11 protein-coding genes are annotated in these 13,075 nt (G+C 68.8%); 2 read left to right on the forward strand and 9 right to left on the reverse strand.

From position 1 onward, the window contains the following. Positions 1-243 precede the first annotated feature (243 nt). A complete protein-coding gene (locus VD659_RS17195; protein ID WP_423262258.1) occupies positions 244-852 on the reverse strand; it encodes a TetR/AcrR family transcriptional regulator in 609 nt (202 codons plus the stop codon). Positions 853-916: 64 nt separating this feature from the next. On the opposite strand from VD659_RS17195, the gene VD659_RS17200 reads away from it, so the two are divergent. Further along, positions 917-1,558, forward strand: coding sequence for a GyrI-like domain-containing protein (locus VD659_RS17200; RefSeq protein ID WP_423262259.1), 642 nt, complete (start codon positions 917-919; stop codon positions 1,556-1,558). A 24-nt stretch (positions 1,559-1,582) separates the two neighbouring features. On the opposite strand, the gene VD659_RS17205 is transcribed toward VD659_RS17200, so the two are convergent. The 6 genes from VD659_RS17205 to VD659_RS17230 form a co-directional block, all read right to left on the reverse strand. Continuing rightward, the gene (locus VD659_RS17205) at positions 1,583-3,076 is read right to left on the reverse strand and encodes a hypothetical protein (protein WP_423262260.1); all 1,494 of its coding nucleotides are present in this window, start codon (positions 3,074-3,076) and stop codon (positions 1,583-1,585) included. A gap of 66 nt (positions 3,077-3,142) precedes the next feature. Further along, a complete protein-coding gene (gene mmsB, locus VD659_RS17210; protein WP_137835633.1) occupies positions 3,143-4,384 on the reverse strand; it encodes a multiple monosaccharide ABC transporter permease in 1,242 nt (413 codons plus the stop codon). 32 nt (positions 4,385-4,416) lie between these two features. Further along, the gene (gene mmsA / locus VD659_RS17215) at positions 4,417-5,964 is read right to left on the reverse strand and encodes a multiple monosaccharide ABC transporter ATP-binding protein (protein ID WP_423262261.1); all 1,548 of its coding nucleotides are present in this window, start codon (positions 5,962-5,964) and stop codon (positions 4,417-4,419) included. Positions 5,965-6,082: 118 nt separating this feature from the next. Then, positions 6,083-7,216, reverse strand: a complete 1,134-nt coding sequence (gene chvE, locus VD659_RS17220) for a multiple monosaccharide ABC transporter substrate-binding protein (RefSeq protein WP_423262262.1) — start codon at positions 7,214-7,216, stop codon at positions 6,083-6,085. 59 nt (positions 7,217-7,275) lie between these two features. Further along, positions 7,276-7,980: an L-ribulose-5-phosphate 4-epimerase gene (locus tag VD659_RS17225; protein ID WP_423262263.1), complete on the reverse strand. Its 705-nt coding sequence runs from the start codon at positions 7,978-7,980 to the stop codon at positions 7,276-7,278. Between the two features lie 217 nt (positions 7,981-8,197). Further along, positions 8,198-9,343, reverse strand: a complete 1,146-nt coding sequence (locus VD659_RS17230; protein ID WP_423262264.1) for a LacI family DNA-binding transcriptional regulator — start codon at positions 9,341-9,343, stop codon at positions 8,198-8,200. 209 nt (positions 9,344-9,552) lie between these two features. Here VD659_RS17230 and VD659_RS17235 point away from each other — a divergent pair, with 209 nt between their 5' ends. After that, positions 9,553-10,434 (forward strand): endonuclease domain-containing protein, encoded by an 882-nt coding sequence (locus VD659_RS17235; RefSeq protein ID WP_423262265.1) that lies wholly within the window; start codon positions 9,553-9,555, stop codon positions 10,432-10,434. An 84-nt stretch (positions 10,435-10,518) separates the two neighbouring features. Here the strand turns inward: VD659_RS17235 and ispG are convergent, their stop codons facing one another. Both ispG and VD659_RS17245 read right to left on the reverse strand, forming a co-directional pair. Next, positions 10,519-11,670, reverse strand: a complete 1,152-nt coding sequence (gene ispG / locus VD659_RS17240; protein WP_171010928.1) for a flavodoxin-dependent (E)-4-hydroxy-3-methylbut-2-enyl-diphosphate synthase — start codon at positions 11,668-11,670, stop codon at positions 10,519-10,521. Between the two features lie 43 nt (positions 11,671-11,713). Then, the gene (locus VD659_RS17245; protein ID WP_423262266.1) at positions 11,714-13,042 is read right to left on the reverse strand and encodes a M50 family metallopeptidase; all 1,329 of its coding nucleotides are present in this window, start codon (positions 13,040-13,042) and stop codon (positions 11,714-11,716) included. Between the last annotated feature and the right edge of the window lie 33 nt (positions 13,043-13,075).

Here is a 13,075-nt window from a genome sequence, read left to right on the forward strand (position 1 = left end):
TGTTCTCCTGGACGGCGGATGCGCTGCTGCCTGTTCCACGAGGACGGACGCCCGCCGCTGCTCGCGCCGCGCATCCGTGGTACCACCTCGCTTGCCGCTCACCGGAGTGGGCGACCGCTTGTTCTTAGGCTGTGACGGGCCCGACCCGTTCGGCTCTACTGGGCGTTCGGACGGGATGCCCGAACGCTGTTCTTCCGAAGGCTCCCCGGTGATTGCCGGTTCATTGCCATACGACGCACAATTCTAGCCGATAGTGGACGGCTGCGGTCCCTCGGCCGCGAAGCCCGCGAGCACCGGATGCACGGCCCGGCTCAGATACCGCTCGAGCGGTTCGCGACGCGGCCCCTCGGCGGCCCAGCGGCCGACGGCGGCGGAGGCGGCTCCGAGAACGGCGAGCGCGATCGCGCGGGCCCGGAAGGCGGCATCCGCCCCGCCGAGGCGGGGTGCGAGGAAGCGCTCGATCACGACGGCCAGCTCGAGCGCCCGCGCGAGCCCGGCGGCGCGGAGCTCGGCGTCGATGCCCATGGTCTCGTGCTGGGTGAGGACCAGCGGCGCCCGGTCGGCGCGGAAGGCCGCCGCGGTGCTGAGCAAGGCCGACTCGACCGCGTCGAGGGGGTCGGCGTCGTCGCTCGTCGCGGCCAGCGCATCCGTCAGCGCAGCCGTGCTCGCGTCGAGCTCCACCCAGAGCAGCTCGCTCTTGGAGCCGAAGTAGTTGAAGAAGGTGTTGCGGCTGACGCCGGCGCGCTGGGTGATCTGCTCGATCGTGGTCTTCGCGTAGGTGTTCTCGACGAACAGCTCGGAGGCGGCCTCTTCGAGCATGCGCTGGGAGGAGGCTCGGGGGCGGCCGGCCATGTCTCCTCCTCTTCTCTCGTTCTCTCGCGGAGCGCAGGCTCCCGGTGCGGCTATTCTCTCAGCCATGGACGCAGCGTTCACGACGAAGGACGACGTCAAGAAGTCGCTCCCGGGATACCGCGCGCGCCACGGCCGGTTCGACATCGTCACCCTCCCGCCGGCGCAGTACCTGATTGTCGACGGCCAGGGCGACCCCAACACCTCGCCCGAGTGGACGGCGGCGATCGAGGCCCTCTATCCGCTCGCCTATGCCCTCAAGTTCGCGAGCAAGACCGAACGGCAGCGCGACTACGTGGTGCCGCCGCTGGAAGCCCTGTGGTGGGCCGACGACATGCAGTCGTTCACCGCGGCCCGGGACAAGTCCCGCTGGAGCTGGACGGCACTGAGCCTGGTGCCGGAGTGGCTGACCGCGGGCGACGTCGACGCGGCCCGGACAACGGTCCTGGCGAAGGGCGCACCACCGCCCGCGCTCGGCCGGGTGCGGCTCGAGACCCTCGAGGAGGGGCTCTGCGTGCAGACGCTCCACCTCGGATCCTTCGACGACGAAGGGCCCGTGCTGGCCGCCCTGCACGACGAATTCATCCCTCAGCACGGACTCCGGATGACCGGCCGGCACCACGAGGTCTACTTCAGCGACCTCCGCCGGGTCGAACCGGCGAAGCTGCGCACCCTGCTCCGCCAGCCGGTCGAGCGCGTCGAGCCGTGACGGGCCGCGGCATCCGCATCGGTGCTAGTCGCGCAGCATGAGGGTGGCGACGAGCCCCGGATCGGCGCCCCGGGCGACCTCCCCGGTCACCCGGCCGTCGGCCATCACCACGACCCGGTGGCAGAGGCCCAGCAGCTCGTCGAGCTCGCTCGAGATGAGCACCACTCCCTTGCCGGCTTCGACGCTGCGCACGAGACCGGCGTAGAGCTCCTCGCGCTCACCCTCGGTCATGCCCCTCGCCGGCCGACCGAGCATGAGCACCGTGCGTTCCGATCCGGCGAACTCGCGCACGAGGCCGAGGATGTGCTGCTCGTCGTCGCCCGCGCGGGTCATCGATCGGGCGGCGCCGAGCGCCTTCCGCCCCCACCCCTCGGTCTCCGGCTCGGGCGCGCCGCGCTCGAGCAGCCCGGTGGCCGCGAGCGAGGCCACGCGGGAGGCGGGGACCGGGATCGAGATCCCGCCCACCACCTTCATGCGATAGCGCGGCGCATCGGTGGAGGCGAAGTAGAGGCCGGCGGCGATCGCCTTCTCCACGGTGGCGGTGTCGACGACGCGGCCGTCCATCTCGACCTGCCCGTTCGCCCCCGTGCCCGCGGAGCGGCCGTAGACGCTGAGCAGCAGGTCCTCGGCTCCGGAGTCGGGCAGCCCGGCGAGGCCGACGATCTCCCCTGCGCGCACCACGAGACCGGCGTCCTCGACCAGCAGGGCGCTGCGGTCGAGCGGGTCGTGGACCGTCCAGCCGCTGATCCGCAGCAGTTCCCTCGCCTCGGCGGGCGACGGCGGAGCTTCGGGGTAGGCGCGCCGGGGCGTTCGGTCGACGAGTTCGCGCAGCAGTGCCGCGTGAACGGATGCGCGTGCCGCCGGCGACGCGGACCACTCGCTCCGCGCGTGCCGGCCCACGATCTCGCCGTCGCGGATCGCCACGATCTCGTCGGCCCGTTCCATGGCCTCCCGGGGCCGGCGGGAGAGCACGAGCACCGCGACTCCCCGATCGGCGAAGCCGCGGAGCACCGCGAACAGGCGCTCGGCGTCCTCCTCCCCCAGCTCGGCGCTGGGCTCGTCGAGCACGATCGCCGAGGATCCGCGCAGGGCGGCACGGGCCAGCTCGACGTGCAGGCGGTCGAACTCGCCCAGCTCTCGCGCCGGCTGGGAGGGCGGGAGGGCGCAGCCCACCCGGTCGAGCGCCTCTGCGGCGGCGGCCCGGGTGCGCTTCACGTCGATGCCGAGGGGCAGCGGTCCGAGGCGCCGCTCGAACTCGACGCCGAGGCTCACGTTCTCGGCCACGTCGAGCGAGCCCGTGAGCGCGCGGCGACGGTCGACGAGGGTGAGCGGGAAGGAGCGCGGACGGCCGCCGCGCGGGCTGCCCCCGGACGCCGCGGCCAGGAGGCGGTCCGCCGCCGCCGAGACGAGCCGCGGCAGACCGGATCCGTTCTCCTCGCAGACCGCCGTCACGACGCCCGCGCGCGCCACCACCGTGTTGCCGGGTGACAACTCGAACCGCAGATCCACGTCACTCATCATTCGATCCTCGCGCATCCCGTCGCCGGCGACGACCACGGGATGCGCGACGGCCCGAACAGACGATCAGCGGCCGCCCGAGCGACGCTTGTTGTAGACGTCGAAGGCCACGGCGAGCAGCAGCACGAGACCCTTGACGGCCTGCTGCCACTCGATGCCGATGCCCATGATCGACATACCGTTGTTCAGCACGCCGATGATGAGACCACCGATGATGGCACCGCCGATGCGGCCGACACCGCCCTGCACCGCTGCACCGCCGATGAAGGCGGCCGAGATGGCCTCGAGCTCGAAGCCGTCACCGGCCTTCGGGCCTGCGAGGTTGAGGCGGGCCGTGAAGATGAGGCCGGCCAGTGCTGCCAGGAAGCCCATGTTCACGAACAGCCAGAACGTGACGTTGCGGGTCTTGATGCCCGAGAGCTCGGCCGCGTGCAGGTTGCCGCCGATGGCGTAGATGTGCCGGCCGAAGGTCGAGCGGTTCATCACGATGCCGTACACCAGCACGAGCACCGCGAGCACGATGAGCGTCACCGGGATGCCCTTGTAGCTCGCGAGCGCCCACGCGAAAAGGCCGATCGCCACCGTCACGAGCACCAGCTTGGTGATGAACCAGCCGAAGGGCTCCACTTCCTGGCCGTAGCTCTGGCGGGCGGCGCGGGTGCGGAACTGCTGCACGAAGAGCGCCACGATCGCGATCGCCGCGATGCCGAGGGTGAGCGGGTCGAGCGCGTACTCGCCGAAGACGTTGGTGAGGAAGCCGTTGCCGAGGGCGCGGTACTCGTCGGGGAACGATCCGATGTTGGCGTTGCCGAGCACCACCAGCGCGAGCCCGCGGAAGATCAGCATGCCCGCCAAGGTCACGATGAACGCGGGTATGCCCACGAAGGCGATCCAGAAGCCCTGCCAGACGCCCACCAGAGCACCCACGAGCAGCGACAGCACGACGGCCAGCCACCACGGCAGGCCCCACTGCACGGCGAACACGCCCGAGATCGCGCCGACGAAGGCGGCGACCGAGCCGACCGAGAGGTCGATGTGCCCGGCGATGATCACCATCACCATGCCGATCGCGAGAACGAGGATGTAGCCGTTCTGCACGATCAGGTTCGAGATGTTCTGCGGGCGCAGCAGGATGCCGTTGGTGAGGATGCTGAACAGCACCACCACCAGGATGAGCGCGATGAAGATGCCGTTCTTGCCGAGGTCGCCGAGGATGTGGCTGAGCCGCTCGGTGAACTTGTTCTCGATCGGATTGACTTGCGCGCCGGCCGCCGTGGAGTCGGTCGGCTTGGTTTCCAGGTCGGACATTGTCGTGTAGCTCCTCTCCGGTAGCGCGGGCGCTAGCGGGGCTTTTCCATGGTCATGAGTTTGAGAAGGGATTCCGGGCTCGCCTCGGCGATCGGGAGTTCCCCGGTGATGCGGCCCTCGGAGAGGGCGTAGATGCGGTCGCAGATGCCGAGGAGCTCGGGCAGCTCCGAGGAGATGACGATGATGCCCTTGCCGGCGGCCGCGAGTTTGTTGATGATGCTGTAGATCTCGTACTTCGCGCCCACGTCGATACCGCGGGTGGGCTCGTCGAGGATGAGCACCTCCGGGTCGGAGTAGATCCACTTCGAGAGCACGACCTTCTGCTGGTTTCCGCCGGAGAGCTTCCCGGTCTTCGCCAGCACGCTCGGCGCCTTGATGTTCATGCTCTTGCGGTACTCGTTGGCGACCTGGTATTCCTTGCCGTCGTCGACGATGCCGAAGCGCTCGAGCTTGCCGAGGGCCGCCATCGAGATATTCCGCTTGATGTCGTCGATGAGGTTGAGGCCGTAGGTCTTGCGGTCCTCGGTGGCGTAGGCCAGACCGGCCTCGATGGCCTCCGACACCGTGCGGGTCTTGACCTCTTTGCCGTCGATGAACACGCGGCCCGAGATCTTCGACCCGTAGCTGCGGCCGAACAGGCTCATCGCGAACTCGGTACGCCCGGCGCCCATGAGTCCGGCGATGCCCACGATCTCGCCGCGGCGCACGTTCAGGTTGACCGCATCCACCATCACGCGGCTGGGGTCCTGCGGGTGGTGCGCGGTCCACTCCTCGACCCGCAGCACCTCCTCGCCGATGTGCGGCGTGTGGTCGGGGTAGCGATGCTCGAGGTCGCGCCCCACCATGTCCTTGATGATGCGCTCTTCGGTCACGTCGTTCTTGGCGATGGTCTCGATGGTCTTGCCGTCGCGGATGATCGTGACCGAGTCGGCGACCTTCTTGATCTCGTTCAGCTTGTGACTGATGATGATCGAGGTGATGCCCTGCTCCTTGAGATGCAGGATGAGGTTGAGCAGGTGGTCGGAGTCCTCGTCGTTGAGCGCCGCGGTGGGCTCGTCGAGGATGAGCAGCTTCACCCGCTTGGAGAGCGCCTTCGCGATCTCGACGAGCTGCTGCTTGCCCACGCCGATGTCCATGATCTTCGTGGTCGGGTTCTCCCGAAGACCCACCCGGGCGAGCAGCTTGGCCGCCTCGTGGTTGGTCTTGTTCCAGTCGATCAGGCCGAAGGCGCCCTTCTGCTCGTTGTTGAGGAAGATGTTCTCGGCGATCGAGAGGTAGGGGCTGAGCGCCAGCTCCTGGTGGATGATGACGATGCCCTTCGCCTCGGAGTCGCGGATGTCGCGGAACTCCACCACCTCGTTCTCGAACACGATGTCGCCGTCGTAGGTACCGTACGGGTACACCCCCGACAGCACTTTCATGAGCGTCGACTTGCCGGCGCCGTTCTCGCCGCAGATGGCGTGGACTTCGCCCCGCCGAACATCCACGGTCACGTTCTGGAGTGCCTTGACGCCCGGGAACGTCTTCGTGATGCCGCGCATCTCGAGGATGTTCGATCTCGCCTGGATGTCATCCGTCATGTGCGATTGCCTGCTTCCTTGCCGGTGGGCTGTACATTACCCGCCGGCTGGGCCGGGACACCGCCCCGGTCGCGCTGTTCGGGCGCGACCGGGGCGGTGTCGGTGTTCGGGTGGGTGACTAGCCGTTGATCTCGGCGTCGGTGTAGTAGCCGGAGGTCACGAGGACGTCCTTGATGTTGTCCTTCACGACGATCTGCGACTCGAGGAGGTACGAGGGCACGACCTTCACGCCGTTGTCGTAGTCCTTCGTGTTGTTCGTCTGCGGCTCGTTGCCCTGGAGCAGCGCGGTCGCCATGTCGACGGCCACCTTGGCCAGGTTGCGGGTGTCCTTGAAGATGGTCGCGTACTGCTCGCCCGCGACGATCGCCTTCACGGAGTCGAGCTCGGCATCCTGGCCCGAGATGACCGGCCAGCCGGCGCCCACGGTGTAGCCGGCGTCGGTGAGAGCAGAGATGATGCCGCGCGAGATGCCGTCGTAGGGCGAGAGCACCGCGTTGACCTTCGAGCCGTCGGAGTAGGTCGACGTCAGGATGTTCTCCATGCGCTTCTGCGCCGTCTCGCCGTCCCAGCGCAGCGTCGCCGCCTGCTCGAACGCGGTCTGGCCGCTCTTCACGACGAGGATCTTCTTGTCGATGTAGGGCTGCAGGGTGTCGATGGCGCCGTTCCAGAAGAAGGTCGCGTTGTTGTCGTCGGGCGAACCGGCGAACAGCTCGATGTTGAACGGACCCGCCGGGGCGCCGCTCGTGGGGGTGCCGTCGAGACCGACGAGGCCGAGGCCGTTCAGCACGGAGTTGGCCTGCTGCACGCCCACCTTGTAGTTGTCGAACGAGGCGTAGTAGTCGACGTTCGGGGTGTCGCGGATGAGGCGGTCGTAGGCGATGACCGGGATGCTGTTGTCGGCCGCCTCCTGCAGGACGCTCGTCAGGGTGGTGCCGTCGATCGAGGCGATGATCAGGGCCTTGGCACCCTTGGTGATCATGTTCTCGATCTGCGAGACCTGGGTGGGGATGTCGTCTTCCGCGTACTGCAGGTCGACGGTGTAGCCGGCGTCCTCCAGCTGGGACTTGACGGCGTCGCCGTCCTGGATCCAGCGCTCCGACGACTTCGTCGGCATCGCGACGCCGATGAGGCCGCCGTCTCCGGCTGCGGCGGCGCCGGTGCTGCTGGCACCGCTTCCTCCGCTGGAGCAGGCTGCGAGGCCGATGACCATCGCGCCCGCGGCGACTCCGGCGAGCAGTGTCTTGATCTTCACTGTGATTCCTTTCGATTTTCGGTGAGGGACTTCTTTGTCGGTTCGGACATGGTGCGGGTTCAGGGGCGCAGGGCGCGATCGCGGCGATCGCGGCGATCGCGCTCGTAGCGCGAGTCGACGGCGGCGGAGGGGATGAGCCGGGGCTCGCCGAGCTGGCGGGCGAGGTGGGCGGCGCGGGCGGCATCCTCCAGGAGCACGGCCGAGCGCACGGCGGAGCGCGCATCCGGGCCGATGGTGAAGGGGCCGTGGTTCTGCATCAGCACCGCGGGAGATCGGTGCCCGGCGAGGGTGTCGACGATGCCGCGGCCGATGGAGTCGTCGCCGATGACGGCGAAGGGGCCGACGGGCACCTCTCCCCCGAACTCGGCGGCGATCGCGGTGGTGACGCAGGGGATCGACTCGCCGCGCGCCGCCCAGGCGACGGCGTAAGGCGAATGCGTGTGCACGATGCCGCCGACCTCGGGGAGGTTGCGGTACACGTAGGCGTGCGCGGCGGTGTCGCTGGACGGGATGCGCCCGGCGCCCGGGGTGCCCTGCACCACGACGCCGTCGAGGTCGCAGAGCACCATGTTCTCGGGCGCCAGCTCGTCGTAGCCGAGGCCGGAGGGCTTGATCACGAACAGTTCGGCGCCGTCGACGCGGCCGGAGATGTTGCCACCGGTCCAGACGACGAGGCCGTAGCGGGTGAGCTCGGCGTGCAGGGTGGCGATCTCGGCGCGGAGGCGGGCGATGCCCACCTCGACCTCGGGCCCGAAGCCGCTCATGCGCTCTGCACCGTGGCGTCGCTCAGCCGGATCGGCTGGGGGGCGGTGGGGCGCTCGAACACGCGGGACTCCTTCGTCTGCGCAGCCGGACGGTGCCGGCCGACTGTTTGTTACCGTTCACATCCGTAGAAATGTGAACGGTCACATCGGTTCATCATGGTAGCCCCACAACCGATCTCCGTGTCAACCCGGAATGATCTCGTTTCGGTAACCGCGCTCAGAACGCGGGTCGGGCGGTGGAGCTGCGCACCACGAGGGTGGGCACCACCGAGCGGGGCACAGGCTCCCCCTCGGGGTCGGACCGGAGGGATGCGATCCCCTCACGCGGCGGCGCGGCCGGCACCGCGGCATCCGGGTCGTCGCCCGCGCCGGCGTCCGCGCCGCGGCCCGCCTCCGCGTGCGCCTCGTCGTGCCCGTCGCCGATCAGCAGGTCCACCGCACGGCGGCCGAGTTCTGCGAAATCCTGCCGCACGGTGGTGAGCGGCGGCCAGAAGTGCGCCGCCTCGGGGATGTCGTCGAAGCCCACCACGCTGATGTCCCGGGGCACGTCCAGCCCGGCGTCGTGGATGGCGTGGATGAGCCCGAGCGCCATCTGGTCGTTCGAGGAGAAGATGGCCGTGAAGTCGCGCACCCGCAGCAGCTCACGGCCCGCGTAGTAGCCGAACTCCGAGGTCCAGTCGCCGAGGATCGGGGCCGTGGTGGGCACGTCCTGGTCGCTCATCTCGCGGAGGAAGCCCTCCATCCGGGCCTCCGCCTCGATCCAGTCCTGCGGGCCGGCGAGGTGGTAGATGCCGCGATGGCCGAGCTCGATCAGGTGGCGGGTGGCGAGCCGGGCGCCCGTCATCTGGTCGACGGAGAGCGCGTGGTCGTTCATCCGGCCGGTCGACTGCAGCGTCACGAAAGGCAGGTCGAGCCGCATCTCGGCGAGGGTGTCGAACACCCTCACCTGCGGGGCGATCACCACGATCCCCTCCACCGCCTGGTCGAGCAGATGGGCGATCGCGCGGGCGATGGAGCGGGAGTCGTTGCCGTCGGCGTTGGCGGTGATGACGAGGTAGTCCTGCAGCACGGCGGCTTCTTCGATGGCCTGGATGCTCGACGCCGGCCCGTACTCCGAGCGCGAGGAGGTGAGCACGCCGATGGTGCGCGAGCGGCTGGTGACGAGCATCCGCGCCGCCCGGTTGGGGCGGTACTGCAGCTGCTCCATCACCTCGAGGACGCGGCTCTTCGTCTCGTCGCGGATGCTCGCGTGGTTGTTGAGCACGCGTGACACCGTCTGGTGCGAGACCCCGGCGAGGCGGGCGACGTCGCGGATGCTCGGAGCCCGTGTGCGTCGCGCCGGAGGCGGGGGTTCTGTGGTCACGTCGTTGCTCGCAGGATGGCTCGTGTGCACGGTCACAACTGTGAGCGCATGTTCATTATGCACCCGGTGCTGTGAGTGCCCCGAGAGGAATGTGACAGTCACATCGAGCCACCGTCGCTCGCGCCGAGCGTGTTCTGCACAGCCCGCATCCCTCCACAGATCAACGAACTCGTTGCCCGGACGGCCGCGGCAGCGTGCAGTCTCCCGATATGCACACCTCTGCTCTCTCCACCGTCGAGTCGCTTGGCGGCGTCGCATCGATCACGAGTCTGACCACTGAAGGAGTGACCTCGCGGGAGCTGACCGCGGCCGTCAACCGCGGCGACCTCGTGCGGGTGCGTCGCGGCTGGTTCGCCCTCGCCGGCGCCGATCCCCGTGCCGTGGCCGCCGTGCGCGTAGGCGGCACGCTCAGTTGCACGACGCTTCTGCGGCGGCACAAGGTGTGGTGCGCCGACGACTCCCGCCTGCACGTGCGCGTGTCCCCGAAGGCGGGCCGTGTCTCCTCGCCGTTCGATCGGGCTCGGCCGTTGAGTACGCACCACCCCGTGCTGCTTCATCGCCCGGGGTGGGCGCGCCCAGCAAAGGCACCGGTCGACGACATGGCGACCGCGCTGGCGCTCGCCGTCACCTGCCAGCACCGACTTGACGCTCTCGTGACCCTCGACTCGGCGCTGAACCGCGAGCTCATCAGCCGTTCCGGGCTCCAGGACGCGCTCGCGCCGCTTCCGGCGAAATACCGGCAGCTCCTGGCACTCGTCGACCCGGCGTCGCAGTCCGGCCTAGAGACCAAGGCGCGCGTGACGCTCCGGAGCCGTCGTATCCGCATCCGCTCGCAGGTCTTGATCCCCGGAGTGGGCCACGTCGACCTGCTGCTCGGCGACCGCCTCGTGCTCGAACTCAATGGCCACGAGTGGCACTCGAAGAAGGCCGACTTCGAGGAGGACCGCCGCCGAGACCTCGAGCTCACCCGCCTCGGCTATCTCGTGGTGCGGCTCAGCTACGCGCAGGTGATGTGGCAGTGGCCGGAGTGCGAAGCTGTGATTCTGGAGCTCGTGCGCGACCGCAAGCACCTCTGGCCCCGCCGAGCGTGACGTAACGGAGGAAGATCGGGGGTCTCGTCGACGTATTGCACTCGTACCCCCGGAATTTCCTCCGTTGTCACACGGCTGGGGGCGTCAGGCGGTGACGACCTCGGGCGAGCCGACGGCGCCGGCCGGCATCTCGGCGGCGAGGCGGTTGGCCTCCTCGATCAGGGTGGCCACGATCTCCGACTCGGGCACGGTCTTGATGACCTCGCCCTTGACGAAGATCTGGCCCTTGCCGTTGCCCGAGGCGACGCCGAGGTCGGCCTCTCGGGCCTCGCCCGGGCCGTTCACGACACAGCCCATCACGGCCACGCGCAGCGGAACGGTCATGCCCTCGAGGCCGTCGGTCACGTCGTTCGCAAGCTTGTAGACGTCGACCTGCGCGCGCCCGCAGGAGGGGCACGACACGATCTCGAGCTTGCGCTCGCGGAGGTTCAGGGACTGCAGGATCTGCAGGCCCACCTTCACCTCCTGCGCCGGCGGCGCCGAGAGTGAGACGCGGATGGTGTCGCCGATGCCCTCGGCGAGAAGGATGCCGAACGCGGTGGCGCTCTTGATGGTGCCCTGGAACTCGGGGCCGGCCTCGGTGACGCCGAGGTGCAGCGGCCAGTCGCCGCGCTCGGCGAGCAGGCGGTAGGCCTTCACCATCACGATGGGGTCGTTGTGCTTGACCGAGATCTTGAAGTCGTGGAAGTCGTGCTCCTCGAAGAGGCTGGCCTCCCACACGGCACTCTCCACGAGCGCCTCCGGGGTGGCCTTGCCGTACTTCGCGAGGATGCTCGGCTCGAGCGAGCCGGCATTCACGCCGATGCGGATGCTGACGTCGGCCGCCTTGGCGGCAGCGGCGATCTTGCCCACCTGGTCGTCGAACTTGCGGATGTTGCCCGGGTTGACCCGAACCCCGGCGCAGCCGGCGTCGATGGCCGCGAACACGTAGTTCGGCTGGAAGTGGATGTCGGCGATCACCGGGATCTGCGACTTCTTCGCGATGATCGGCAGCGCTTCGGCGTCGTCGCGGGACGGCACCGCGACGCGCACGATGTCGCATCCGGAGGCCGTCAACTCGGCGATCTGCTGCAGCGTCGCGTTGATGTTCGGGGTGGGCGTGGTGGTCATCGACTGCACGCTGACCGGGGCGTCACCGCCGACGAGCACCTTGCCGACCTTGATCTGGCGGGACTTGCGCCGCGGAGCGAGGGTTTCGGGGGCCGATTTGGGCATTCCCAGATTGATTGCTGGCACGGGTTCAGTCTAGAACCGCTATCTGGATGCGCGGTCAGCGGCCTCAGCCGAAGATGTTGACCGGCTTCACGATGTCGGCGTAGACGAGCAGCGCGGTCATGCCGCCGAACAGGATGACCACCGCGAAGGTGAGCGGCATGAGCTTGGCCGCATCCACCGGCCCCGGGTCGCGGCGCCCGAACAGCTTCGCGAAGAATCGCCGGATGCCCTCCCACGCCGCCGAGACGACGTGCCCGCCGTCGAGCGGGGTGAGCGGCACCAGGTTGATGACGAACAGGGCGATGTTGAGCGAGCCCAGGAGGCCGAGCAGGCTCGCGGCCTTCGCCGCCAGCGGGATGCTGTCGATCGAGGCGATCTCGCCCGCCACCCGGCCGACGCCCACCACGCTGATCGGGCCGTTGGGATCGCGCGGCGCCGAGCCGAACGCGGCCTGCGCCACGTCGTAGAGGCGCTGCGGCAGGTTCGCCACTAGGGCGACGGTGCTGCCGATGTTCTCGCCGATCATCGCGGGGACGGCCGTGATGGGCTGGGGCACGAGCTGCGTGGCGGCGCCGATGCCGACGAAGCCGACGTTCTCGGTCTGCTTCGTGCCGTCGGCATTCGTGACGACGTTGCCCTTGTCGTCGTAGACGTAGCGCTGCGTGAGCAGCGGCGTGATGCTCAGCGTGACCTCGGCGCCGTCGCGTTCGACCACGAGCGGGAGGGTCTGGCCGGAGGACTGGCGGATGATGTCGGTCGACTGCGCCCAGCTCGTGATGGGGGTGCCGCCGAGGCTCACGAGCTTGTCGCCGGGCTGCAGACCGGCGGCCGCGCCCGGCGAGGCCGGGTCGGTGGACTCGCACGTCGTCTGCGTGCTCGTGGCGGGCAACACGCAGGCCGAGACGCTGCCGACGGTGGTCGAGACCTGGGCGGTGCCGAAGCCGACGAGCACGATCGAGAAGAACACGAAGGCGAGCACGAGGTTCATGAACGGGCCGCCCAGCATCACGATGATGCGCTGCCACACGGGCTTGCGGTAGAAGGCGCGGTCTTCGTCCTGACCGATGGTGAGCTGGGACTGGGCCCGTGCATCCTGGACCATCGACTGGAAGAAGCCCGTGCTGTTCGCTCTCGCCTTCTCACCCTCTCGGCGCGGCGGGAACATGCCGATCATCGAGATGTAGCCGCCGAGGGGAACCGCCTTGATGCCGTACTGGGTCTCGCCGCGCTGCCTGGAGAACACGGTGGGGCCGAAGCCGATCATGTACTGCGTGACCTTGATGCCGAACAGCTTCGCGGGCACCAGGTGCCCGACCTCGTGCAGGCCGATGGAGACGGCGACGCCCACACCGATGATGAGAACGCCGAGAACGAACTGAAGGACCGTATCCACACGAGGACACTACCCTGGGAGAAAAGGCGAGCG

This window comes from Herbiconiux sp. 11R-BC, assembly GCF_049472555.1.
Taxonomy (GTDB): domain Bacteria; phylum Actinomycetota; class Actinomycetes; order Actinomycetales; family Microbacteriaceae; genus Herbiconiux.